The 23,752-nt window shown below is 71.7% G+C and carries 18 protein-coding genes and 1 pseudogene; 8 read left to right on the top strand and 11 right to left on the bottom strand.

Annotation, left to right across the window (positions count from 1 at the left end; genetic code table 11):
• Positions 1 to 129: 129 nt before the first annotated feature.
• Positions 130 to 627: a transcription elongation factor GreA gene (greA, locus tag CCS38_RS16220; RefSeq protein WP_031062407.1), complete on the bottom strand. Its 498-nt coding sequence runs from the start codon at positions 625 to 627 to the stop codon at positions 130 to 132.
• Positions 628 to 827: 200 nt separating this feature from the next.
• The gene (locus CCS38_RS16215; protein WP_223733986.1) at positions 828 to 1,250 is read right to left on the bottom strand and encodes a DUF4307 domain-containing protein; all 423 of its coding nucleotides are present in this window, start codon (positions 1,248 to 1,250) and stop codon (positions 828 to 830) included.
• Positions 1,251 to 1,358: 108 nt separating this feature from the next.
• Here CCS38_RS16215 and mca point away from each other — a divergent pair, with 108 nt between their 5' ends.
• Together mca and CCS38_RS16205 are read left to right on the top strand one after the other, a co-directional pair.
• Positions 1,359 to 2,231, top strand: a complete 873-nt coding sequence (gene mca, locus CCS38_RS16210) for a mycothiol conjugate amidase Mca (RefSeq protein ID WP_223733985.1) — start codon at positions 1,359 to 1,361, stop codon at positions 2,229 to 2,231.
• A gap of 7 nt (positions 2,232 to 2,238) precedes the next feature.
• Positions 2,239 to 2,478: pseudogene (locus CCS38_RS16205) on the top strand (RAMP4 family protein); the annotation flags it as partial.
• Between the two features lie 314 nt (positions 2,479 to 2,792).
• On the opposite strand, the gene CCS38_RS16200 reads toward CCS38_RS16205, so the two are convergent.
• From CCS38_RS16200 to CCS38_RS16185, 4 genes are all read right to left on the bottom strand, one after another.
• Positions 2,793 to 6,089 carry a tetratricopeptide repeat protein gene (locus CCS38_RS16200; protein WP_223733984.1) on the bottom strand — a complete coding sequence of 1,099 codons (3,297 nt, stop codon included), beginning with the start codon at positions 6,087 to 6,089 and terminating at the stop codon, positions 2,793 to 2,795.
• A 92-nt stretch (positions 6,090 to 6,181) separates the two neighbouring features.
• A complete protein-coding gene (locus CCS38_RS16195) occupies positions 6,182 to 6,607 on the bottom strand; it encodes a hypothetical protein (RefSeq protein ID WP_223733983.1) in 426 nt (141 codons plus the stop codon).
• 47 nt (positions 6,608 to 6,654) lie between these two features.
• The gene (locus CCS38_RS16190) at positions 6,655 to 8,031 is read right to left on the bottom strand and encodes a cryptochrome/photolyase family protein (protein WP_223733982.1); all 1,377 of its coding nucleotides are present in this window, start codon (positions 8,029 to 8,031) and stop codon (positions 6,655 to 6,657) included.
• An 87-nt stretch (positions 8,032 to 8,118) separates the two neighbouring features.
• The gene (locus tag CCS38_RS16185) at positions 8,119 to 9,678 is read right to left on the bottom strand and encodes an SDR family oxidoreductase (RefSeq protein ID WP_223733981.1); all 1,560 of its coding nucleotides are present in this window, start codon (positions 9,676 to 9,678) and stop codon (positions 8,119 to 8,121) included.
• 257 nt (positions 9,679 to 9,935) lie between these two features.
• Here CCS38_RS16185 and CCS38_RS16180 point away from each other — a divergent pair, with 257 nt between their 5' ends.
• Together CCS38_RS16180 and CCS38_RS16175 are read left to right on the top strand one after the other, a co-directional pair.
• Complete coding sequence (locus CCS38_RS16180; protein WP_223733980.1) at positions 9,936 to 11,963, top strand: thioredoxin domain-containing protein; 2,028 nt, start codon at positions 9,936 to 9,938, stop codon at positions 11,961 to 11,963.
• A gap of 80 nt (positions 11,964 to 12,043) precedes the next feature.
• The gene (locus CCS38_RS16175) at positions 12,044 to 13,063 is read left to right on the top strand and encodes an MDR family NADP-dependent oxidoreductase (protein WP_223733979.1); all 1,020 of its coding nucleotides are present in this window, start codon (positions 12,044 to 12,046) and stop codon (positions 13,061 to 13,063) included.
• A gap of 310 nt (positions 13,064 to 13,373) precedes the next feature.
• Here CCS38_RS16175 and trhA read toward each other — a convergent pair whose 3' ends face one another.
• Positions 13,374 to 14,096 carry a PAQR family membrane homeostasis protein TrhA gene (gene trhA, locus CCS38_RS16170; RefSeq protein WP_223733978.1) on the bottom strand — a complete coding sequence of 241 codons (723 nt, stop codon included), beginning with the start codon at positions 14,094 to 14,096 and terminating at the stop codon, positions 13,374 to 13,376.
• A 230-nt stretch (positions 14,097 to 14,326) separates the two neighbouring features.
• Between trhA and CCS38_RS16165 the strand changes: the two genes are divergently transcribed.
• Entirely contained in the window at positions 14,327 to 16,153 is a 1,827-nt protein-coding gene (locus CCS38_RS16165) for a phosphoenolpyruvate carboxykinase (GTP) (protein ID WP_223733977.1), read from the top strand.
• Positions 16,154 to 16,275: 122 nt separating this feature from the next.
• Here the strand turns inward: CCS38_RS16165 and CCS38_RS16160 are convergent, their stop codons facing one another.
• The 4 genes from CCS38_RS16160 to CCS38_RS16145 all read right to left on the bottom strand — a co-directional run bounded on the left by CCS38_RS16160 (position 16,276) and on the right by CCS38_RS16145 (position 21,267).
• On the bottom strand, positions 16,276 to 16,680 hold the full coding sequence (locus tag CCS38_RS16160; RefSeq protein ID WP_223733976.1) for an SCO4983 family protein: 405 nt from the start codon (positions 16,678 to 16,680) through the stop codon (positions 16,276 to 16,278).
• Between the two features lie 83 nt (positions 16,681 to 16,763).
• Complete coding sequence (locus tag CCS38_RS16155) at positions 16,764 to 17,975, bottom strand: pyridoxal phosphate-dependent aminotransferase (protein WP_030265453.1); 1,212 nt, start codon at positions 17,973 to 17,975, stop codon at positions 16,764 to 16,766.
• A 250-nt stretch (positions 17,976 to 18,225) separates the two neighbouring features.
• Positions 18,226 to 19,857: an N-acyl-D-amino-acid deacylase family protein gene (locus CCS38_RS16150; protein ID WP_223733975.1), complete on the bottom strand. Its 1,632-nt coding sequence runs from the start codon at positions 19,855 to 19,857 to the stop codon at positions 18,226 to 18,228.
• A gap of 117 nt (positions 19,858 to 19,974) precedes the next feature.
• Positions 19,975 to 21,267, bottom strand: coding sequence for an amino acid deaminase (locus CCS38_RS16145; RefSeq protein WP_223733974.1), 1,293 nt, complete (start codon positions 21,265 to 21,267; stop codon positions 19,975 to 19,977).
• 246 nt (positions 21,268 to 21,513) lie between these two features.
• Between CCS38_RS16145 and CCS38_RS16140 the strand changes: the two genes are divergently transcribed.
• Genes CCS38_RS16140 through CCS38_RS16130 form a run of 3 tightly spaced genes read left to right on the top strand, consistent with a single transcriptional unit; the run spans position 21,514 to position 23,737 of the window.
• Entirely contained in the window at positions 21,514 to 22,545 is a 1,032-nt protein-coding gene (locus CCS38_RS16140; protein ID WP_372457086.1) for a sugar kinase, read from the top strand.
• Positions 22,542 to 23,318, top strand: coding sequence for an IclR family transcriptional regulator (locus CCS38_RS16135; protein ID WP_223733972.1), 777 nt, complete (start codon positions 22,542 to 22,544; stop codon positions 23,316 to 23,318). The genes CCS38_RS16140 and CCS38_RS16135 overlap by 4 nt, the downstream gene beginning before the upstream one ends.
• Positions 23,319 to 23,326: 8 nt before the next feature.
• Positions 23,327 to 23,737 (top strand): RidA family protein, encoded by a 411-nt coding sequence (locus CCS38_RS16130; protein WP_223733971.1) that lies wholly within the window; start codon positions 23,327 to 23,329, stop codon positions 23,735 to 23,737.
• The last annotated feature ends 15 nt before the right edge of the window (positions 23,738 to 23,752 follow it).

The following is a 23,752-nucleotide window of genomic DNA, read 5'->3' as shown; positions in this document are numbered from 1 at the left end:
GGGCACGTCCGGGCGCGCGGCGCGTGCGGGCATGGCGAAGGGCCCGGGTCGACCGACCCGGGCCCTTCGGTGCTGCTGTGCGGCCGCCGCGCGTGACAGGCGCGGCCGTGCCGGCCGTGGCCGTGCGGCTCAGCCCGTGTAGGGCTTGGCCTCCAGGATCTTCACGGCCGCCTTCTTGCCGTTGGGCAGCTCGTACTCCGCGGTCTCGCCGATCTTCTTCCCGTTGACCCCGGTGCCCAGTGGGGACTGCGGGGAGTAGGTCTCGATGTCCGAGCTCGCGTACTCCCGCGAAGCCAGCAGGAACGTCAGCGTGTCGTCCGGGTCTCCGTCGAACGCGATGGTGACGACCGTGCCGGGGGCCACGACACCGGCGGCAGCGGGGGCCTCGCCGACCTTCGCGGTTTCCAGCAGCTGCTTGAGCTGGCGCATGCGGAGGTCCTGCTTGCCCTGCTCTTCCTTGGCCGCGTGGTACCCGGCGTTCTCCTTCAGGTCACCTTCCTCGCGGGCCGCCGCGATCTTTTCGGTGATCTCGGCGCGTGCGGGACCAGACAGGTACTCCAGCTCGGCCTTGAGCTGGTCGTACGCCTCCTGGGTCAGCCAGGTGACGTTGTCGCTGGTCTGGGTCACAGGTGCTCCTCGTCGGTACTGGGGATAAATCAAACGCCCTACCAGGAAGGCTTGCGCCTTCTCGGGTGGGCGAAACCACGAGCCTAACAATTACGGCACAAAAGGGGGAGCGGTAAACCGCAAAAAACACGTCACCGCTGGTCAGGAAGGCCGGGTGGCGATTCCGGGCGCGTCCCGGAACGGGGGCCGGAAGCCGGCTTTCAGCTACTTGCGCCCAGGGCGTCCGAGGTCGTACAGCCGACCAGCTCGGCGTTGGTCGCCCGGGCCGTCGTCCGGATCGTGATCACCGTGTCGACCTGGCTCTTCGCCTGATCCACCGGGACGTCCTTGCGGCCGACCTCGGCGCCGTCGGCGGACTGCGAGCGGAGCGTGCACACGCCCTTGGCGCCGGTGTCCTTCACGACCTCCAGGTGCGCCTGCACCGTGGTGTCGGAGACGACCTTGTACGTGACCAGGCGGCCGCTGAGGTCCTGCTCGGTGATGTAGGAGATCCCGAACCAGGCGACCATGGCGACCAGCGCGGCGCCCAGCACCGCGCCGATGACCTTGAGCTTGCGGTCGGCTCGCTCGTCGGCGGTACGGCCGTACCGTCCGTCGGGCAGTCCGTCGCGCACCGCGGCCATGATCTTCCTCCTGGTACGGGGGACCTGGAATTAAATGCCCCCTCGCTTCGGTCACTATAGAAGGCGTCGTTCCACGGCGTCCCATGACCCTTGACTGAGGATCGAGTCTTGACTGAGCAGCTGCGAATGATGGCGGTGCACGCCCACCCCGACGATGAGTCGAGCAAGGGCGCGGCCACCATGGCCAAGTACGTGTCCGAGGGGGTGGACGTGCTGGTCGCTACCTGCACCGGGGGAGAGCGCGGCGACATCCTCAATCCCAAGCTCCAGGGCGACCCGTACATCGAGGCGCACATCCACGAGGTGCGCAAGAAGGAGATGGACGAGGCCCGGGAGATCCTGGGCGTCAAGCAGGAGTGGCTGGGCTTCGTGGACTCCGGGCTGCCCGAGGGCGACCCGCTGCCGCCGCTGCCCGAGGGCTGCTTCGCGCTCCAGGACGTCGAAGCCGCGGCCGAGCCGCTGGTGAAGCTGATCCGTTCGTTCAAGCCGCAGGTCATCACGACGTACGACGAGAACGGCGGCTACCCGCACCCCGACCACATCATGACCCACAAGATCTCGATGGTGGCCTTCGAGGCGGCGGGTGACGCCTCGAAGTACCCGGACGCGGGCGAGCCCTACCAGCCGCTGAAGCTCTACTACAACCAGGGCTTCAACCGGCCGCGCACGGTCGCGCTCCACGAGGCGCTGCTGGAGCGCGGCATGGAGTCGCCGTACGGCGAGTGGCTGGAGCGCTGGAAGTCCTTCGAGCGCGCCGAGCGCACGCTGACCACCTACATCCCCTGCGCGGACTTCTTCGAGATCCGGGACAAGGCGCTGATCGCGCACGCCACGCAGATCGACCCCGACGGCGGGTGGTTCCGCGTCCCGATGGAGATCCAGAAGGAGGTCTGGCCCACCGAGGAGTACGAGCTCGCCAAGTCTCTGGTGGACACCTCCCTCCCCGAGGACGACCTCTTCGCGGGCATCCGCAACAATTGACCTCATGATGAGCGCGACCAGCACCCTCGCCATGACTCATCTCGTCCCCCTTGCCAAGGAGCTGGACGAGAACAAGGTGACCCCCGGAGTCCTTGGCTTCATCGTCTTCGCGGTCATCGGCGGCGCCGTCTGGCTGCTGATGAAGTCGATGAACAAGCACATGCGGAAGGTCGACTTCGAGCAGCAGCCGGACGCGGCGACCGCCAAGGGCGGCGCCGCGGCCGGTGCCGACGGCGGCGCCGCGGCCGGTGCCGACGGCGGTGACGCGGCCGGTACCGACGGCGGTGACGGGGCGGAGGCGCCGGAGAAGAGCACCGCTGCCTCGGCGGCCTCGGCGAAGAGCACCGCTGCCCCGGCGGCTCCGGCCGAGGGGGCTCCGAAGACCAGCTGAGCGGGGGCGGCGGCCACCCCCGGTGGCTGCTGCCCGTCCCGTTCCGCGCGGCCCCGCGCCGCCCGGCCGGTCAGGCATACCGCCCGGCCGGGCTTCGCGCTGCCCTGGGCGGCGGGCCGCCCCCACCCCGCAGCGGGCTGCGCGCTCGCCTGTTGCGGGGGCGCGGTCCGTTACGACGGTGTCGTCCGCGGCCCGTCCGTCCTGCGTATCGACTCCACGGGGACGCCCATGATTTCGCGGGCGTGGCGGGTCGGGACCATGCCCAGGCGCCATGCCTGCCAGCCGGCCTCCGGCTCGACACCGCGGTCCAGCAGCACGGCGTACGCCTCGGCGCAGTCCTCCAGCTTGGAGTCGCGGGCCGGGTGCGGGGAGCGCCGCAGCTCCGCCAGCTCCTCCTGGGCGACGGCCGTGCCCACCACCGAGCCGCCCGGCGAAGCCAGCGGCAGCAGCGTGCAGCGCAGGAAGCGGGCCCAGTCCTCGCCGCGCCGGTCGCCGTAGCCGGCGAAGATCTCCGCCGCCTCGTCGGCCAGCTCCAGGGCCTGCGCGCTCCGGCCGTTCCCCGCGTCGATGACCGCCAGCTCCAGGCAGGACCACGCCTCGCTGTGCGGCACCCCGATCCGCTGGAAGTCCCGGCGGGCGTCCTGCAGCAGCTGGCGCGCGAAGCCGCTGTTGCGCAGCGATCCGGTCTGCGCGGCCCGCAGATCACGGGTGATCCGCCCGGAGTGGTGCCGGGCGCAGGCCAGGCCGTACCCGTCCTGCATCCGGCTGAACATCGTGCGCGCCCGGTCCAGCTGCCGCACGCCCTCGTCCTTGTCGCCGTTCTCCTCCAGGGCCTGGCCGAGGTAGTACAGCGTCCACGCCTCGCCCCGGGCGTCCTCGTGCCGGCGGTGCAGCGGCAGGGCCTGGCGCAGCTGGTCCACCGCGGGGCCCGGGTCGCCGTCCACCAGCCGGGCCCGGGCCAGCTGGGTCATCGCCCACGCCTCGCCGCGCTCGTCCTGCGTGCGGCCGTACAGCTCCAGCGCCTCCTGCAGCTCGCGCTCGGCCCGCGGCACATCGCCCTGGCGCAGACACGCCTGGCCGAGCTGGAAGTGCGCCCACGCCTGGCCGTGCAGACTCTCGCTCTCCCGGTGCAGCTCCAGCGCCTCGTCGAGCAGCGCGAACGCCTCGGCCAGCTGCGCCCGGTCCCGCTCCACCGCCGCCAGCGCGTGCAGCGTCCACGCGCGGTCACCGCGCATGGCGTCGCCGCTCTGCATCGCCAGGGCCTCCCGAAGCTTCGCCGCCGCCTCGGTGAGATTGCCCTGCTGCTGGAGGGTGATGCCCAGGTCGCGCAGGGCGCGCGCCGCGCCCGCCGGGTGCTCCGCCTCGAAGTACAGGTCGACCACCGAGGACAGCGTCGTACGGGCCTTGTCCAGCTCGCCGAGCTGACGGGCCGCGACGCCCGTGCGCCACTGGACCGAGCGGGCCAGCAGGCCCTTGTCGGCGGCCTTCGTCAGCTCGTTCAGCTCGCCCAGGCGGTACAGGTCGCCGCGGAGCAGGCAGTAGTCGGCGAGCGCGCCGAGGAGGTGGGAGAGCGTGGCCTGGTCCACGTCCTGGTCGGCGTGGCGCAGCGCGGCCGTGATGAAGCTGGTCTCGTCGTCCAGCCACTGCAGCGCCGCGTCGAGCGAGGTGAAGCCGTGCGGGCCGAAGCGGTCGGCGCGGGTGGAGGTGTTGCCGTCCACCAGGCGGATGACGGAGTCCGCGAGCTCGGCATAGCTGCGCATCAGCCGTTCCTGGGCGGTGGACCGCTCGGCCGGGTCCTCCTCGTCCAGCAGCCGGGCGTGCGCGAAGCGGTGCACCTGGGAGTGCAGGCGGTACCGGCTGCCGCGGACGTGCTCGACCAGCCCGGCCTCGGCCAGCCGGCCCAGCCGCAGCTCCGCTTCCTCCTCCTCGACGCCCAGCAGCGCCGCCGCCGCTGCTGCGCCCAGGCTGGCCCGGCCGACCAGCGCCAGCCGGCGCAGCAGCCGCCGCTCGGCGTCGGACTGGTCCGTGTACCGCAGCCACAGGGCCCGCTCCACGGCCGTCACCGGGCCGTACGCCGCCAGGTCCGCCGCCAGCGTGGCGGGCTCGCGCCGGTCCAGCGAGGAGCCCGCCACCCGCAGCGGCAGCGGCAGCCCCGCACACAGCTCACCGATCCGCTCCAGGGCCTGCGGGTCGTACGGCCCGGCCGCACTCTCCGCCTCCGGACCGGCGGCGCGCAGCAGCTCCTCGACGCCCGCGGCGTCCAGCGGGCCCACCGGCAGCTGATGCACCCACGCCGGCAGCCCGTCCGGCAGCTCCAGCGGCTCCCGCGCCGTCACCAGCACCAGGGACTCCGAACGGTCCGGCACCAGCGTGCGGACCTGCTCCGGGTCGGTGGCGTCGTCGAGCAGGACCACCACCGGGAGGTTGGTCAGATGCTGGTGGTACAGCTCCGTCAGCCGCTTCACGTGCTGCTCCGGTGAGGGCCGCTCACGGAAGAGCAGCTGCTCGCGCGGCGCCCCGAGGCGGTTCAGCAGGTGCAGCAGGGCGTCCCGGGTGGGCAGCGGGGTCTCGCCCGGGGTCTCGCCGCGCAGGTCCACCACGCACGCCCCGCGGAACTGGTCGCGCAGCTGCCGCGCGGCCCGCACCGCGAGCGCCGTCCGCCCGGAGCCCGGCTCGCCGTGCAGCACCACCACCGTCGGCTTGGTCTCCGTACTGGCGCGGGCGGCGTGCACCCACTGGGTGATCTGCGTCAGCTGGGACCGGCGGCCGGCGAACGGGCCCTGCGGGTCCGGGAGATGGTGGAAGGACTCGGCCAGCACCGACCGCCGGCGGGCCGCCGCGCTGCGGTCGCCGCCGCGCAGCTGCGGCCCGCGCCCGGCCGTCCCGGCGCTCTTGCCGCTGCCCGCCCCGCTGTTCCTCGTCGCCGCCGTCAGCATCCGCTGCTGGTCCAGGAACGGGCGGATGCCGCGTACCTCCAGGGCCGTCAGCCACTGCAGCCGCAGCTGCTCGGGGCCGCCCGGCTGGCCGCGCATCCCCGCCTGTTGGTGGGCGGCCGGCCAGTGTCCCGCGGTCAGCTTCAGGACCGTCGCCGCGGCTCCCGCGACCGCGACCGCGGCACCCGTGCCCAGCGCGGTCCCCGGGCCCGTGCCGTACGCGAGGTCGGCGGCGACGGCGGCGACCGCCGCGACCAGCGTGACCACCGCGGGCGTGCCCGTCTCCTTGCGCGTCAGGCGCTCCGTCAGCGGCCGCCGCGCCGCCGCCGCTTCGTCCAGCGCGCGCACATACGCGCCGTACTCCTCGGCGGCGCCGGCCGCCAGCTGGTCCAGCGCGTCGCGGGCCCTGCCGAGCAGGACGCCCTCGTCGATGCGCCCGCCCGAGCGGCGTACCTCTTCCTCGACCGCGCGCCTCAACAGCGCGTCCGCATCCGCGCGATGGGCGTCGCGCAGGACAGCCGGTGAGCCCGTCATCTGGATCCCCCTCCAGCGATGATCGCTTTGTACGCCCAGTGTTCCGTCTCTCCGCCGAATCCGGCAGCCCTGTGGATAACTCCGCCCGGACGTCACACGGACCGTGCAGCGTCCGCCCTGCCGTGTACTGCGGGTCCCCGGTGGTCTTCGCGGCGGGTGGTGAGCAGGCCGATGACGGACAGGGCGCCCCACCCGAGGGACACCGCCACCGCTTTCCGCCGCGTACCACGGTCGGGCAGGGACACGCCCAGGAGCGCCGCGTCGCCGAAGTCTGCCGCGATCCGCACCAGTGCGGCCGTCCGGAGCGCTGCTCCGTCACGCGGCGCGCACAGCATGGCGAGCCCGCTCGCCGCGTCGCGCCAGGCCAGCGGGCGCAGCGCGATACGGGTCGCCGGTGCCGTCCGGCCGTCGTCGTCCACCAGCCCGGAGGGCCTGGCGAGCAGTTCGGGACGGGCCGCGACCGCCAGCCCGTAGACGGCCGTCGCTGCCCCGACGGCCCGCAGAAATCCCACACGCATGCACTGCCTCCTTGTTTCTCTCCGGGCCCGGGCGGGTCCGGAGGCGCTCAATCGGCCAGACCGCGGGCCCTTTGGAAGCGTTCTCTGGCGTCGGAGAGCGTGACGATGGGATCGGGATAGTCGTACTGGGCCCGCTCCAGCCCCGGCAGTTTCCACGGTTCGTGCACGGCCGTCCCCGCAATTCCGGCCAGCTCGGGCACCCAGCGGCGGACATACGTGCCGTCGGGGTCGTACCGCTTGCCCTGGAGCACGGGGTTGAGCACCCGGTTGGGCCGGCTGTCCGTGCCGGTGCCGGCCACCCACTGCCAGTTGAGCTGGTTGTTCGCGATGTCTCCGTCCACCAGCAGGTCCAGGAAGTGACGGGCGCCGATCCGCCAGTCGACATACAGGGTCTTGGTCAGGAAGCTCGCCGCGAGCAGCCGTCCACGGTTGTGCATCCAGCCTTCGTGGGCGAGCTGGCGCATCGCCGCGTCCACCACCGGATACCCCGTACGGCCCTCCTTCCAGGCGGTGATCTCTTGTGACGCCGCCGACTGCGACCGCCAGCGGTCGTGCCGGGTCCGGTAGTCCGCGACGGCCGCCGCGGGCCGGGCCGCCAGCACCTGATGGTGAAAGTCCCGCCAGCACAACTGCCGGACGAACGCTTCGGCACCCGCCCCACCCGCGCGGCGCGCACGGTGGACGAGCTCCGCGGCGGAGAGCGTGCCGAAGTGCAGATGCGGCGAGAGCCGGGAGGTCGCATCCCCGGCCAGATCGTCGTGGCGGTCTTCGTAATCCGCGAGGCCGGCCCGCCACCAGGCCGTCGCGCGCCTGCGGCCTTCGGTCTCCCCGCCCGCGGCGAGCCCCTCCGACACCCCGGTCACCGCCGCACGGGACGGCAGCTCTTCCGAGGCGACGTCGCCGGGCACGCGTACCGCTCTCGGGGCGGCCGAGGGAGTCCGCCCGAACACCTGCGACCAGCGGCGGAAGTACGGCGTGAACACCGCGAAGTGGTCCGATCCCGCCGGAGTCACCGCGCCGGACGGGACCGCGGTGGTCACCGCGTCGTGCACGTACAGGCGCCGGCCGGCCGACGCCAGGGCCTCCCGGAGCCGGGTCTCCCGCAGCAGCGCGAACCGGCTCATCCCGGCCGCCATGTGCACGTCGCCGGCATCCACTTCGGCGGCGACCCGGCACACCTGGTCGACCGTGCTGCCCGAGCGCACCACCAGCCGGCCGCCGCGGTCACGCAGGGCCGCATCGAGGTCGCTCAGGCAGTCCGCGAGGAACGCCCGGCGATTCGGCGTGGCGAAGCCTGCCGCGTCGATGGCGGTGTCACGTACGAACAGCGGTACCACTTCTGTTGCGGATTCGAGCGCCGCGCGCAGCGGCGGGTGGTCGTGCACCCGCAGATCGGCGGTGAACAGAACGATCGGGACGGTCATCGCGCCACTCCTGGTCGGGCTGGTCGAGGGGACGGCCCACTGCCAACGGCGCGGGTGCTCGGACGGTATCGGGGCCGCGGCTGTCCTTCAGACACTGCCGGGCACCGCGCGGTGCGTCCCGTCGCCTCCGCGACCGGTCGTTCCCCTGGCCGCGGCCAGCGCGATATTGCGGGCCATGCCGCCGAACACCGCGGCATGGAACGGCGACACGCTCCACCAGTACGCGTGTCCCAGCAGGCCGCGCGGCTGGAAGAGAGCCCGCTGGCGGTAGCGGGTGCGGCCGGCCTCGTCCCGGTCCGCGCGCATCTCCAGCCAGGCCAGGCCGGGCAGCCGCATCTCGGCGCGCAACCGCAGCAGCCGGCCCGGTTCGATCTCCTCGACACGCCAGAAATCCAGGGAGTCCCCCGCCCGCAGACGTTGGGGGTCACGCCGGCCACGACGCAGTCCGACACCGCCGATCAGCCGGTCCAGCCGGCCGCGCACGGCCCAGGCGAGCGGGAAGGAGTACCAGCCGTTCTCGCCGCCGATGCCCTCGATGACGCGCCACAGCGCTTCCGGGGAGGCGTCGACGGTCAGTTCCCGATGGTCCGTGTACAGGCTGCCGCCGGTCCAGTCGGGGTCGGTGGGCAGCGGGTCGCTGGGTGCGCCGGGCACCGCGGCGGACGACCAGCGGGTGGCCACCTCCGCGTCCCGTACGCGGCGCAGCGCCAGTTCGAGTGCGGTGTTGACGCTGACCGGCTGCCCCGGCCGGTCGGGGACGTAGCGCGCGATGTCGTGCTCGTGGCAGACGACCTCGTGGCGCAGCGATTCGGTGAGCGGCCGGGCGATCGAGCCCGGCACGGGCGTGACCAGGCCGACCCAGAGGCTGGACAGCCGCGGCGTCAGGACCGGTACGGGCACGATCAGACGCCGGGGCAGGCCGGCGACCTCGGCATAGCGGCGCATCATCGCCACGTACGTGATGACGTCCGGCCCTCCGATGTCGAAGGCGCGGTTCACCTCGGGAGGCATGGTGGCGCTGCCCACGAGGTACCGCAGCACGTCCCGCACGCCGATCGGCTGGATCCGGGTGCGCACCCACCTGGGGGTGACCATCACCGGCAGCCGTTCGGTGAGGTAGCGCAGCATCTCGAAGGACGCCGAGCCGGAGCCGATGATCACCGCGGCGCGCAGCACGGTGGCGGGCACCTCCGAGTCCAGGAAGATGCGTCCCACTTCGGCCCGGGAGCGCAGATGCGGTGACAGCTCCCGTTCGGGCAGGTCCTGCGGGGTGAGACCGCCCAGATAGACGATGCGCCGCACGCCCGCTGCGGCAGCCTGCTCGCTGAAGACGCGGGCGGCCTCCCGGTCCGTGGCCTCGAAGCCGGAACCGGTGCCCAGCGCGTGGACCAGGTAGTACGCGACATCGATGCCCTGCATGGCCGCCCTGACGGACGCCTCGTCGGTCACATCGCCGCGGACCACCTCCGTCCGGTCCACCCACGGGTGGTCACGCAGCTTTCCGGGCGACCGGGCCAGGCACCGCACCCGGTGGCCGGCCGCCAGCAGCTCCGGCACCAGCCGGCCCCCGATATAGCCCGTCGCGCCGGTCACCAGGCAGGCCGGCCCCGGGCGTGTCCGCGGTGCCGCGCCGTCGTCGCCCACCATGAACGCCTCCGTTCCGATTCGGTTCCTGCCTCCCACTGTTCCCTGCCCCGGACGCCCCGGCGACCGGTGCCGGGATGCCGCCGCCCGGTGCTCCGGCACGCGCCCCGGAGATCCTGGACGGGCTCGGCACGCCCGGCGGGCCCGGACCTGCGACGAGCGCCCGACGACCGTCCGCACGACGGGTGTACGGCATTCTGCTGCGGTTTTCCGGCACGCGAGTTTGGGCCGGACGGTCCCTGTCGTGCGACGATGCCGGTATGAATCGACTGGCTGACTCCCAGTCGCCTTATCTCCTCCAGCACGCTGCCAATCCGGTGGATTGGTGGCCGTGGGGGGAGGAGGCGTTCGCGGAGGCGAAGCGGCGCAATGTACCCGTACTGTTGTCAGTCGGGTACTCCGCGTGTCATTGGTGTCACGTCATGGCCCACGAATCCTTCGAGGACGAGGCCACCGCCGCGCTGCTGAACGAGAACTTCGTATCGGTGAAGGTGGACCGCGAGGAGCGTCCGGACGTCGACGCCGTGTACATGGAGGCCGTCCAGGCCGCCACGGGGCACGGCGGCTGGCCGATGACGGTCTTTCTCACGCCGGACGCCGAGCCGTTCTACTTCGGTACCTACTTCCCGCCGGCGCCGCGCCACGGCATGCCCTCGTTCTCCCAGGTCCTGGAGGGCGTGAAGGCCGCCTGGGCGGACCGCAGGGAGGAGGTCGGCGAAGTCGCGGGGAAGATCGTGCGCGATCTGGCCGGCCGCTCGCTGTCCGCGGGCGGGGTGCAGCCGCCGGATCGCGAGGACCTGCTCGCCGCTCTCATGCAGCTGACCCGGGATTTCGACGCGAACCGCGGCGGATTCGGCGGCGCGCCGAAATTCCCGCCGTCGATGGTGCTGGAATTCCTGCTGCGCCACCACGCCAGGACCGATTCCGAGGGCGCGCTGGAAATGGTGACGGCCACCTGCGAGGCGATGGCGCGCGGCGGCATTTACGACCAGCTCGGCGGCGGTTTCGCGCGCTATTCCGTGGATGCGGAATGGGTCGTTCCGCACTTCGAGAAGATGCTGTACGACAATGCGCTGCTGTGTCGGGTGTACGCCCACCTGTGGCGCGCCACGGGCTCCGGCCTCGCCCGCCGCATCGCCCTGGAGACCGCCGACTTCATGGTCCGCGAACTCCGCACCGACCAGCTCGGCTTCGCCTCCGCGCTGGACGCCGACAGCGACGACGGCTCGGGGCGGCACGTCGAGGGCGCGTACTACGTATGGACGCCCGAGCAACTGACCGAGGTGCTGGGGGAGCAGGACGCGCAGGTGGCCGCCGACTACTTCGGTGTCACCGAGGAGGGCACCTTCGAGGAGGGCGCCTCCGTGCTCCAGCTCCCGGACACCGACGGGCTGCTCGACGCCGAGCGGATCGCGGGCATCAAGGAGCGGCTGCGTGCCGCGCGCGAGGAACGGCCCCGCCCCGGCCGGGACGACAAGGTCGTGGCCGCCTGGAACGGCCTGGCCATCGCCGCGCTCGCGGAGACCGGCGCGTACTTCGACCGCCCGGACCTCGTCCAGGCCGCGACCGACGCCGCCGACCTGCTGGTCCGTGTCCACATGGACGGCCGGGCGCGGCTGCACCGCACCTCGCGCGACGGCACACCCGGCACCAACTCCGGTGTCCTGGAGGACTATGCGGACGTCTCCGAGGGGTTCCTGGCGCTCTCCCAAGTCACCGGTGAGGGCGTATGGGCGGACTTCGCGGGGCTGCTCCTGGACACCGTGCTGATCCACTTCCGGGGTGCGGACGGTTCGCTGTACGACACCGCGGACGACGCCGAGACGCTGATCCGCCGCCCCCAGGACCCGACCGACAACGCCACGCCCTCGGGGTGGACCGCGGCGGCCGGCGCCCTGCTCTCGTACGCGGCGCTGACCGGCAGCGGGCCGCACAGGGAAGCGGCCGAGCAGGCGCTCGGCATCGTCAAGGCGCTCAGCGGCCGTGCCCCGCGCTTCATCGGCTGGGGGCTCGCGGCCGCCGAGGCGCTGCTGGACGGCCCGCGCGAGGTCGCGGTGGTCGGCTCGTACGACGACGAGGCCACCCGTGAACTGCACCGCGCCGCGCTGCTGGGCACCGCGCCCGGCACGGTGGTCGCGGTCGGCGAGCCCGGGAGCGAGGAGGTGCCGCTCCTGAAGGACCGGCCGCTGCTGGGCGGCCGCCCCGCCGCCTACGTATGCCGCGACTTCACCTGCGAGCGCCCCACCGCCGACCCGGGCGAACTGGCGGAGCGCCTGAAGGAGCACTGACCGCGGGGAGCGGGCCCGTCTCCGTACCGCAGTACGGAGACGGGCCCTGCCGTACGGAGACGGGCACTAGCGTCGGCACCATGACCATCCGCAGTGAAGTGCCCACCACGCACCGCGAAGTCCGGCTGGCCGCCCGTCCCACGGGCGCGGTCACCGACGACCTCTTCGAGATCGCCGACGTACCCGTACCGGAACCGGCGCCCGGTCAGATCCTCGTCCGCACCACCACCATGGGCGTCGCCGCCGTGATGCGCACCCTCATGGACGAACAGAGCGCCGTGCCGATGCCGGCCTACGAGGTCGGAGCTCCGCTGCACGGCTCCGCCGTGGGCGAGGTCGTGGCCGCGCCCGGTACCGAGTTCGCCCCCGGGGACCTGGTGGAACACCGCCTCGGGTGGCGCGAGTTCGCCGTCATGGACGCCTCTCAGGCGCAGCGCCTGGAGCCGGACCTGCTGCCCGACCCCAGTGCCTACCTGTCGCAGGGGCCCACCGCCCTGATGGGGATCGGGCGGGGCGCGGACGTGCGCCCCGGGGACACCGTGTTCATCACCGGGGCCGCCGGCGGCGTGGGTTCGCTGGCCGGGCAGCTCGCCAAGCAGCGCGGCGCCGTCCGCGTCATCGGCAGTACGGGTTCCCGCGCCAAGGCCGAGCGGCTCATGGACGGGCTCGGCTACGACGCCGTGGTGATCCGGGGCGAGGGACCGATCCTGGACCAGCTGCGCAAGGCGGCGCCGGACGGCGTCGACGCGCTCTTCGACAACGTGGGCGGCGAGCAGCTGCAGGCGGCCCTCGCCCTTGCCAACCGCGGCGCCCGGATAGCGATCGTCGGGGCGCTGGCCGCCCAGATGTCCGCCGCCGAGCCGGCCACGACCGAGATCGACACGCTGTCGCTCCTCTCGCGCGGCATCACGCTGCGCGGCATGGCCCTCTTCGACCACCTGGACCTCATTCCGGAGTGGAACCGGCAGTTCGGCCAGGGGCTGCGCGACGGCACGCTCACCTTCCCGCACACCCGCTTCCAGGGCATCGAACAAGCGCCGCGCGCACTGCGCGAGTTGACCGAGGGCCGCCACCTCGGCGCGGTACTCGTGGATCTGTAGAAGCAGGCCCGGCTCCGGCGGTCTCCCCGTTGTCAGTGGGATGTGTAACGCTCTAAGAGCGCGCAGTCACATTCAGTGAGAGCTGGAGGGGGTGTTGCGGATGCGTAGAGCGATGCACGGAGCGGTCGTACTGGCCGCCGCGGTGTGTATCGGCGGCTACTTGGCGGGCGGCACGGCCGTGGTCCTCGCGCTGGTACTGGCCGGGGTGGCGGCCCTGACATGGCAAGTGGCCGCGGCGTCGAGGCCGCGGCCACGGTGGGGCCGGATCGCCGGAGGCGGCGGGACCGCGGCCGGCGGTCCCGCGCCCGTGTCAGGCGTGCGAATAGGCCACCAGCGAGATGCCCACGTAGTGCACGACGAAGGCCGCGAGGGTGAAGGAGTGGAAGACCTCATGGAAGCCGAACCACCGAGGTGACGGGTTCGGGCGCTTGATCCCGTAGATCACGCCGCCCACGCTGTAGAGCAGCCCGCCGACGATCACGAGCACGAGGACGGCGATGCCGCCCTTCTGCAGGAAGTCCGGGAGGAAGAAGACCGCCGCCCAGCCCATCGCGATGTAGCACGGTGTGTAGAGCCATCGCGGCGCGCCGACCCAGAAGACGCGGAAGGCGATGCCGAGGGCGGCGGCCGCCCAGATGCCCCACAGCAGGAGGTCCCGGCGGCCGTCCGGGAGCAGCAGGATCGTCAGCGGGGTGTAGGTGCCCGCGATGATCAGAAAAATATTGGCGTGATCCAGCCGGCGCAGGATGCCCAGGACCCGTGGGCCCCAGTTGCCCCGGTGATATATCGCGCTGACGCCGAAGAGCAGGCAGGCGGTGAGCGTGTAGATGCCGCACGCCACCCGCCCCCGGGGACTGTCGGCCAATGCGGTGAGCATGACACCCGAGAAGAGGACTGCCGGGAACATCCCCGCGTGCAGCCACCCCCGCAGCTTGGGCTTGAGGGGGGCGGCCAGCGCAGAGACCGCGGAGGTCACGGCCTGAGCTGGGCTTTCGGCAGTGCGGCTGTCGGCGGCTTCGGGCGCGGAAGACATGGCCGCCACCCTATCTACGCGACCGTAAGTTACGGATCAGTCCGCTGAGTGGTGACGGTCACGAGGGGGCCCTCTGGACAGAATCCGGTCGGAGACGGATGATCATATGAGTGCGGTCGGCACCGGATGAGCGGTCACGAAGCGTCCGGGTCGCAGCCCCCAAGGGGCCAACATCTTCAAAAGCGGACATTGTGCTGATGTTCGTAAAAACCCCTCATCTAGGAGCGATCGTGGCGCGCGACAACGCGGCTCCCTCCCTCAAACACCCGACCAACCACCAGGAGCTCATCGCCTGGGTCGATGAGATCGCGTCGATCACCCAGCCGGACCGCATCGTGTGGTGCGACGGCTCGGAGGCGGAGTACGACCGCCTGTGTGAGGAACTGGTCGCCAAGGGAACGTTCAAGAAGCTCGACCCGATCAAGCGGCCCAACTCCTACTACGCGGCCTCCGACCCGAGGGACGTCGCCCGTGTGGAGGACCGCACCTTCATCTGTTCCGAGAAGGAGGAGGACGCGGGCCCGACGAACCACTGGAAAGCCCCCGCCGAGATGCGTGAGATCTTCTCCGGTGAGCAGGGCATCTTCCGGGGCGCGATGAAGGGCCGGACGATGTACGTCGTCCCGTTCTGCATGGGCCCGCTGGGTTCGCCGCTCTCCGCGCTGGGCGTGGAGATCACCGACTCGGCGTACGTCGCCGTCTCGATGCGCACCATGACGCGGATGGGGCAGCCGGTCCTGGACGAGCTGGGCTCCGACGGGTTCTTCGTCAAGGCCGTGCACACCCTCGGCGCCCCGCTCGCGGAGGGCGAGCAGGACGTGCCGTGGCCGTGCAACTCCACGAAGTACATCTCGCACTTCCCCGAGGACCGCGAGATCTGGTCCTACGGCTCGGGCTACGGCGGCAACGCCCTGCTCGGCAAGAAGTGCTACGCGCTGCGCATCGCCTCCGTCATGGCGCGTGACGAGGGCTGGCTCGCCGAGCACATGCTGATCCTCAAGCTCACCCCGCCGCAGGGCGAGTCGAAGTACGTCGCGGCCGCGTTCCCGAGCGCCTGCGGCAAGACCAACCTCGCGATGCTGGAGCCCACGATCTCCGGCTGGACGGTCGAGACGATCGGCGACGACATCGCCTGGATGCGCTTCGGCGAGGACGGCCGGCTGTACGCGATCAACCCCGAGGCCGGCTTCTTCGGCGTCGCGCCCGGCACCGGCGAACACACCAACGCCAACGCCATGAAGACCCTGTGGGGCAACTCCGTCTTCACCAACGTCGCGCTCACCGATGACGGCGACGTCTGGTGGGAGGGCATGACGGAGGAGACCCCCGCCCACCTGATCGACTGGAAGGGCAACGACTGGACCCCGGAGTCGGAGACCCCGGCGGCCCACCCCAATGCCCGGTTCACCACCCCGGCCGGCCAGTGCCCGATCATCGCGCCCGAGTGGGAGGACCCCAAGGGCGTGCCGATCTCGGCGATCCTCTTCGGCGGCCGCCGCGCCAGCGCGGTCCCGCTGGTCACCGAGTCCTTCGACTGGCAGCACGGCGTCTTCCTCGGTGCCAACGTCGCCTCCGAGAAGACCGCGGCGGCCGAGGGCAAGGTCGGCGAGCTGCGCCGCGACCCGTTCGCCATGCTGCCGTTCTGCGGCTACAACATGGGCGACTACATGGGTCACTGGGTCAAGGTCGGCAAGAACGCCGACGCGGCCAAGCTGCCCAAGATCTACTACGTCAACTGGTTCCGCAAGAACGACGAGGGCAAGTTCGTCTGGCCCGGCTTCGGCGAGAACAGCCGCGTCCTGAAGTGGATCGTGGAGCGCCTGGAGGGCAAGGCCGAGGGCGTCGAGACCCCCATCGGCATCCTGCCGACCAAGGAGTCCCTGGACACCGAGGGCCTGGACCTGCCCGAGGCGGACCTCGACTTCCTGCTCAGCGTCGACAAGGACGTCTGGCGCGACGAGGCGTCGCTGGTGCCCGAGCACCTCAACACCTTCGGTGACCACACGCCGAAGGAGATGTGGGACGAGTACCGCGCGCTGGTCAAGCGCCTCGGCTAGCCGTCACGGCTGACTTCGCGAAGGGGCCCGTCACCGGCAGGTGACGGGCCCCTTCGCGTGGTGGAGCTCCAGGGGCGGACGGGATGAGCACCACGGCCGCCCCCGGAGGAATCGGGGCGGGGTCAGGCCGTGGCCAGCTTCCCCGCGTCGGCGTGGCGCCGCAGCAGCTCGGCGGCCAGCTCGGCAGCCGCCCGGTCGGACCGGGAATTGGCCACGACCAGGGCGTTCCCGGCGAGGGTGTGGACGCGGCGGTGGAGCGAGGGGATCCGCTCCGGGGCGCCGCCGGACGGCCGGGCGCGCAGCGGGAAGTCGCCGCCGCGCAGCCGGGCGACCTGCTCGGCGAGCCGGTCGGCGGCGTCGTCCAGCGAGCCGTCGGGCGTCAGCGCGCGCAGCTCGTCGAGGGTGGTCAGCAGTGCGGTCAGATGCCCGGCGAGCCGGATGTCCAGTTCCTCCTCGCGGGAGCGGTGCGGAAAGTCATCCTGCTCGGCCATGGTGTGGACCGACTTGGTGCGGATCGGCTCGTACATGGAATGGCCTCCTGGCAACGTCAGGAGACCATCCTACCTTGGACTGAGTCTAAAGTTGTCTCGCGTACAGAAAAAGGGTCCGCTCAGTACTGCCCGTAACCGTCCAGGAAGCTGCCGATCCGGGTCACCGCGTCCGTCAGATCGTCCTTGTTCGGCAGCGTGACCAGGCGGAAGTGGTCCGGCTCCGGCCAGTTGAAGCCCGTGCCGTGCACGATCATGATCTTCTCGGCGCGCAGCAGGTCCAGCACCATCTGCCGGTCGTCCTTGATCTTGTACACCTTCGGGTCCAGCCGCGGGAACGCGTACAGCGCGCCCTTGGGCTTCACGCAGCTGACGCCCGGGATCTGCGAGAGAAGGTCGAACGCGGCGTCCCGCTGCTCCAGCAGCCGGCCGCCCGGCAGTACCAGGTCATTGATCGACTGACGGCCGCCGAGCGCGGTCGCCACCGCGTGCTGGGCCGGCATATTGGCGCACAGCCGCATGTTGGCGAGGATCGTCAGCCCCTCGATGTACGAGGTGGCGTGTGCCTTCGGGCCGCAGACCGCGAGCCAGCCGCTGCGGTAGCCGGCCACCCGGTACGCCTTCGACAGGCCGTTGAAGGTCAGCGTCAGCAGGTCGGGCGCGAGGGACGCGAACGGGGTGTGCGTGACGCCGTCGTAGAGGATCTTGTCGTAGATCTCGTCGGCGCAGACGATCAGGTTGTGCCGGCGGGCGATCTCCGCGATGCCGCGCAGCAGCTCCTCGTCGTACACCGCGCCCGTGGGGTTGTTCGGGTTGATGACGACGATGGCCTTGGTGCGGTCGGTGACCTTGCGCTCGATGTCGGCCAGGTCCGGCATCCAGTCCGCCTGCTCGTCGCAGCGGTAGTGCACGGCCGTACCGCCGGAGAGCGAGACCGAAGCGGTCCACAGCGGGTAGTCCGGGGCCGGGACCAGTACCTCGTCGCCGTCGTCGAGCAGCGCCTGCATCGACATCTGGATCAGCTCGGAGACGCCGTTGCCGAGGTAGATGTCCTCGACCGACAGCTCGATGCCGCGGGTCTGGTAGTGCTGCATCACCGCGCGCCGCGCCGAGAGCAGGCCCTTCGCGTCGCCGTAACCGTGCGCGGTACCGACGCTGCGGAGGATGTCCTCCAGGATCTCCGGCGGGCACTCGAAGCCGAACGCGGCGGGGTTGCCGGTGTTGAGCTTGAGTATGCGATGACCTGCCGCCTCCAGCCGCATCGCCTCCTCAAGAACCGGGCCACGGATCTCGTAGCAGACATTGGCGAGCTTGGTTGACTGGATCACCTGCATGTCCGCCACCTTACGGGCGGGCGCGGACGCCCGCCCGGTGTTATGGGCCACGCCGGGACCTGCTGATACGCGGGTGGCGGGCGGCATTCCGCACGCCTCACTGCACATTCCAAGACTCGGATGACACATGGCCGATTTTTCGCATGTGCTCACCATCGAGCGCTTCGTCATCGAAGACGGACGACGGAATCCGCAGGTCGCCCGGCGCGGCGCCCGGAGGCGGTGTGAGCTTCGACTCAGCCGCTTCGACTCAGCCGCGCGCCGCGGGGGTGCGCCGCACCGACCGGCCCGCGAGGACGTCGGTCCGCTTGCCGTCCTCGATCACGAAGCGCCCGTCGATCAGCACGTGCGGAATGCCCGTCGGGAGCGTCCGCGGCACCTCGAAGGTCGCCCCCGCGGCCACCGTCTCCGGGTCGAACAGCACCAGGTCGGCGCGGTATCCCTCGCGTACGAGCCCGCGGTCCGGCAGCCGCAGCCGGGCGGCGGCCCGCCCGGTGAGATGCGCGACGCACTCCTCCAGCGAGAGGATGCCCAGCTCACGGACGTACTTGCCCAGGTACTGGGGGAACGTGCCGTACGCGCGCGGGTGCGGCTTCGCGCCCTGCAGGATGCCGTCGCTGCCGCCCGTGTGCACGCGGTGCCGCATGATCTCCCGGACGTTCTCCTCGTGGCCGACGTGCTGGAGGATCGTCGAGCCGAGCCGGTCCTCGATGAGCAGCCGGCGGGCCGTCACCCACGGCTCCTCGCCGCGCTCGGCCGCGCTCTGCGCGACCGTCTTGCCGACGTACTCCGCGAGGTCCGGGTTCGAGACGCCGGAAATCTCGATCGTGTCCCACTCCATCGGGACGCCGTGACAGCCGTCCGCGCCCTCGACCTCCACGACGTGCCGGATGCGGGCCGCCTCGGCGTCGTCCCGCAGCCGCGCGAGGATCGCCTCCGGGCCGCCCTCGCTCACCCAGCTCGGCAGCATCGCGACGAGCGTCGTGCAGCCGGGGGTGTACGGGTAGGTGTCCAGGCTGATGTCCGCGCCGTCGTCCAGCGCCGCGTCCAGCAGGGCCAGCAGTTCGGGAGCGCGGCCCTTGTTCTCGCCGAAGTTCATGGTGGCGTGCGCGAGGTGCAGCGCGCAGCCGGCCTCGCGCGTGAGGCCGATCATCTCCTCGTACGCCCGGAGCGCGCCCGCGCCGTACGAGCGGTGGTGCGGGCAGTAGTACCCCTCGTACCGGGCCACCACCCGGCACAGCTCGGCAAGCTCGGAGTCCGAGGCGTACATGCCGGGCGTGTAGGTGAGGCCCGAGGAGAGGCCCACGGCGCCCTGCTCCATGCCCTCGGCGACCAGCCGCTTCATCCGCGCCAGCTCGGCGTCGGTCGCCGTGCGGTCGTCCCAGCCCATCGCCAGCATCCGGACCGTGCCCTGCGGGATCAGGTACGCGGCGTTGACCGCGATGCCCTGGCCGTCGAAGCCGTGGTCCAGCCGGTCCAGGTACTCGCCGACCGAGCGCCAGCTGAAGTCGATGCTCGTATCCCCGGGCGCACCGCCGTTCCAGCCCGCGATCTGGGCGCGGACCTCGGCGAGCGTGCGGTCGTCGACCGGCGCGTACGACAGGCCGTCCTGGCCGATCACTTCGAGGGTGACGCCTTGTGCGGCCTTGGCCTCGTGCGAGGGGTCGCGCAGGAGGGCGAGGTCGCTGTGGGCGTGCATGTCGATGAAGCCCGGGGCTAGCGCCAGGCCGGCTGCGTCGATGGTGCGGCGGGCCGTCGGGCGGTCGCCGCTGCCCTCCCGTACGACGGCGGCGATGCGGCCGCCGTCGAGTGCGACATCGGCGCGGTAGGAGGGACCGCCAGTGCCGTCTATGACGCTGACGTCACGGACCACGGTGTCCATGTGGGTTGCCTTTCTTGCGGCCGGTGGGCGGGCACACGGCCTCCGGCCGCGTTGTCCTCGATCTCCCCCAGCTACCGCTGGGAGGTGCCCCCAGACGGGCTGGGTTTTTCGGGCTTCTCAGAAGAACGTACGGACGAAGTCCGAGACCGTGCCGTCGGCCTCGACCAGCGGGATCAGCTGCCACTTGTCGAAGGACGTGCACGGGTGGGACAGGCCCATCCCGATCCAGTCGCCGACCTCCAGCTCGGCGCCCGGCTCGGTGCGGATCCAGGCGTGCTGGTCGGAGAGGCCGGTCACGGAGATGCCGTCGGCGGCGCGTACCGAGCCGTCCCGGGCCGACCGGACGACCTGCGCCTCGGGCAGGTCCAGGTCGTACGCCGCGTCCCGCTTGCCCGCGTTGGCGAACGCCTGCCCGCCGTTGGGGCGCGAGACGACCTGCGCCCACAGCCGGAAGGCGGGCTGCAGGGTGCCCTCGTCGGGGTGGCGGTTGAAGGGGGTGAGGTGGCGGTAGTGGCCGTCGTCGTGCGAGACGTACGCGCCGGAGCGCAGCAGCTTCAGTACCGGCCGGGACAGCTCCGGTACCTCGGCGAAGACCTCGGCGACCGTGTCGAACCACGCGCTGCCGCCCGCGCTCAGCACGATCTCGTCCAGGTCGGCGAAGCGGCCCGACTTGTCGAAGTCGACGAGCAGGGCCACGAGGCGGCGCAACCAGGCCGCGACCCGCTCGGCGTTCGCGTCCGGCACCTCGCCCTCGTACCCGGCGATGCCGACCAGCCGGAGGGTGTCCGCGGCGGCGATCGCGTTGGCCAGGTCCAGGCAGGTGGCCTCGTCACGGACGCCGGTACGGGCCGCGTCGCCCGCGCCCAGCTCGATGACGACGTCCACCGGGCGGGTGGCGCCGGCCTCGCGCAGCGCGGCGTTCATCAGCTCGATGCCGCGGAGCGAGTCGACGTAACAGATGAAGCGGAAGTCCGGGTCGGCGGCCAGCTCGCCCGCCAGCCAGCGCAGCGCGGCGGCGTCCACCAGCTCGTTGGCGAGGAAGATCCGCTGGATGCCGAACGCGCGGTAGACCCGGGCCTGGTGCGGTACGGCCGCGGTGATGCCCCACGCGCCGTGCGCCAGCTGGCGGGCGAAGAGCTGCGGGGCCATCGAGGTCTTGCCGTGCGGCGCGAAGGCGAGGCCGTGCCGGGTGGAGTAGGTCTCCATGACGGCGAGGTTGTGCTCGACCGACTCGGCGGAAAGGGCCAGGACCGGGGTGGTGAAGCCGCCGGTGAAGAGGTTGCGGCGCTGGGCCGCCAGGGCGCCGACCGTGAGTCCTTCCGCGTCCGGGGGGAGGGCCTTGAAGCGGTGGTCCACCCGTTCGTCCGCGAGCTGTCCGATGGGGTGATCGGACTGGGGATCGGCGGCCATGGGATGTCTCCTCAAATTTCCTGTTGCATCATCTGCAACGCCCATTGCGCATATCGCTGAATGCTGTCTAGCATCCGATTCATCGTCGGGTCAATGGTGGGGAAACGCGGGAAACACAGCGCTGAACACGCCCCCGCACCACCACCACGGCCCCGCACCACCCACCGCAAGGAGCAGGGAAACACCGTGACCACAGCGACCACGCCACCGCACGTCACCACCGACGTCGTCTGCCTGGGCGAGTCCATGGTCACCTTCCTGCCCGCACGCCCCGGCAGACTCGCCGACGTGCCGTCCTTCGACCGCGGCATCGGCGGCGCCGAGTCCAACGTCGCCTGCGCGCTGGCCGCCATCGGACACACCGCGCGGTGGGTCTCCCGGGTCGGCACCGACGGCTTCGGCGACCACCTCCTGGAGACGATCGCCGCACACGGTGTCGACGTGACCCACGTGCAGCGCGACCCCGGGCGCCCGACCGGCATCTACTTCCGTACCGCGGGCGAGCGCGCCACCGGTGCCGAGCCGGCGGCGGACGGGCAGGACCTCGCCGAGGTCGTCTACTACCGCGCCGGCTCCGCCGCCTCCGCGATGACCCCCGCCCTCCTTGACGGACCGGCCCTCCGGGATGCCCGCGTCGTCCATGTCACCGGCATCACCGCCGCCCTCTCCGACGGCTGCCTCGACGTCCTGAGGGCGATCACCGAGCGCCGCCCGGGCCGCCCGCTCGTCTCCTTCGACCTCAACTACCGCGTCGGCCTCTGGCAGGACCGCGCCGAGCAGGCGCCCGGCATCCTCCTCGGCCTCGCCCGCGGCTGCGACCTGGTCTTCGTCGGCGAGGACGAGGCCGCGGCCGCCTGGGACGTGCACGGCCCCGCCGCCGTGCGCGCGGCGCTCCCCGAGCCCGGCGTCCTCGTCGTCAAGCAGGGCAGCGAGGGCGCGACCGTGTACGAGCGGCAGCCCGACGGCACCGACACCGTGACCTTCGCGCCCGCGCTCAAGGTCGAGGTGGCGGCCCCGGTCGGCGCCGGTGACGCCTTCGCCGCCGGCTTCCTCTCCGCCACCCTGCGCGGCCTGCCCGTCTTCGACCGCATACGGCACGGCCACCTCATGGCCGCCGCCTCCCTCACCGTCCCCGGCGACCTCGGCACCCCGCCGGCCCGCGAGCTCACCGACCACCTCGTCGCGCTCGACGCGGCCGCCTGGGAGACACTGCGACTCGGCCCCGGCTGGACGGAGGACGGGGCCGGGAACGTACGGGTGGAGGTATCCCAGACATGAGTCAGACTGTCGACCGCGCACTGAGCATCCTGCCGTTGCTCGCGCAGGGGCCCGCCAACCTCGAACAGGTCGCCGACCGGCTCGGTGTGCACAAGTCCACCGCCCTGCGGCTGCTGCGCACGCTCCACGAGCACGGCATGGTGTACCGACAGCCCGACCAGCGCTACCGCCTGGGCGCCCGGCTCTTCGCGCTCGCCCAGGAGGCCGTCGAGAACCTCGACGTCCGCGACATCGCCCACCCCCACCTCGCCGAACTCAACGAGAAGGTGGGACACACCGTCCACCTCGCGGTGTACGAGGAGAACGAGGTCCTCTACATCGACAAGGTCGAGAGCCGCTACCCGGTCCGGATGTACTCGCGCATCGGCAAGCCCGTCGCGATCACCGTCGCCGCCGTCGCCAAGCTGCTGCTCGCCGACCTCCCCGAGCCCGAGCGCCGCGCCGTCGCCGAGCGGCTCGACTACCCCCAGTACACGGCCCGTTCGACCCCCGACGCCACGGCCTTCCTGGCCGAGCTGGCCAAGGTGCGCGAACAGGGCTGGGCCACCGACCTCGGTGGCCACGAGGAGTCCATCAACTGCATCGGGGCACCCATCCGCGGTGCGGACGGCCGGCTGGTCGCGGCGATGTCGGTCTCCGCGCCGAACGTCGTCGTCTCCGCCGAGGACCTCCTCAAACTGCTCCCGCTGGTGCGCCGTACCGCGGATGCCATCAGCCGGGAGTACTCCGGCAACGCCCCGGTAAGAACCCCGCAGGACCACAAGGAAGCCTGAGAACCACCATGACCGAGAAGACCGCCCTCACCCCGGCCACCCACACCACCCCGCCCGCGAAGTTCTCCCACGGCGTCAAGAAGGGCAACATCCTTCAGGTCGCCGGCCAGGTCGGCTTCCTCCCGGCCGTCGAGGGCCAGGCCCCCACCCCCGCGGGCCCGACCCTGCGCGAGCAGACCCTGCAGACCTTCGCCAACGTCAAGGCGATCCTCGAAGAGGGCGGCGCGACCTGGGACGACGTCATGATGATGCGCGTCTACCTCACCGACGTCGACCACTTCGCCGAGATGAACGAGATCTACAACGCGTACTTCGAGGAGCAGGGCCTGAAGGAGGCACCGGCCGCCCGTACGACGGTGTACGTCGGCCTGCCCAAGGGCCTGCTCATCGAGATCGACGCGCTCGCCGTCCTCGGCTGAACCACCCCTCCCAGC

Origin of the sequence: Streptomyces purpurogeneiscleroticus (assembly GCF_020024005.1) — a bacterium.
Lineage (GTDB): Bacteria > Actinomycetota > Actinomycetes > Streptomycetales > Streptomycetaceae > Streptomyces > Streptomyces purpurogeneiscleroticus.
The sequence above is the reverse complement of the archived record's forward strand: the minus strand, read 5'-3'. Positions and strand labels throughout refer to the sequence as shown.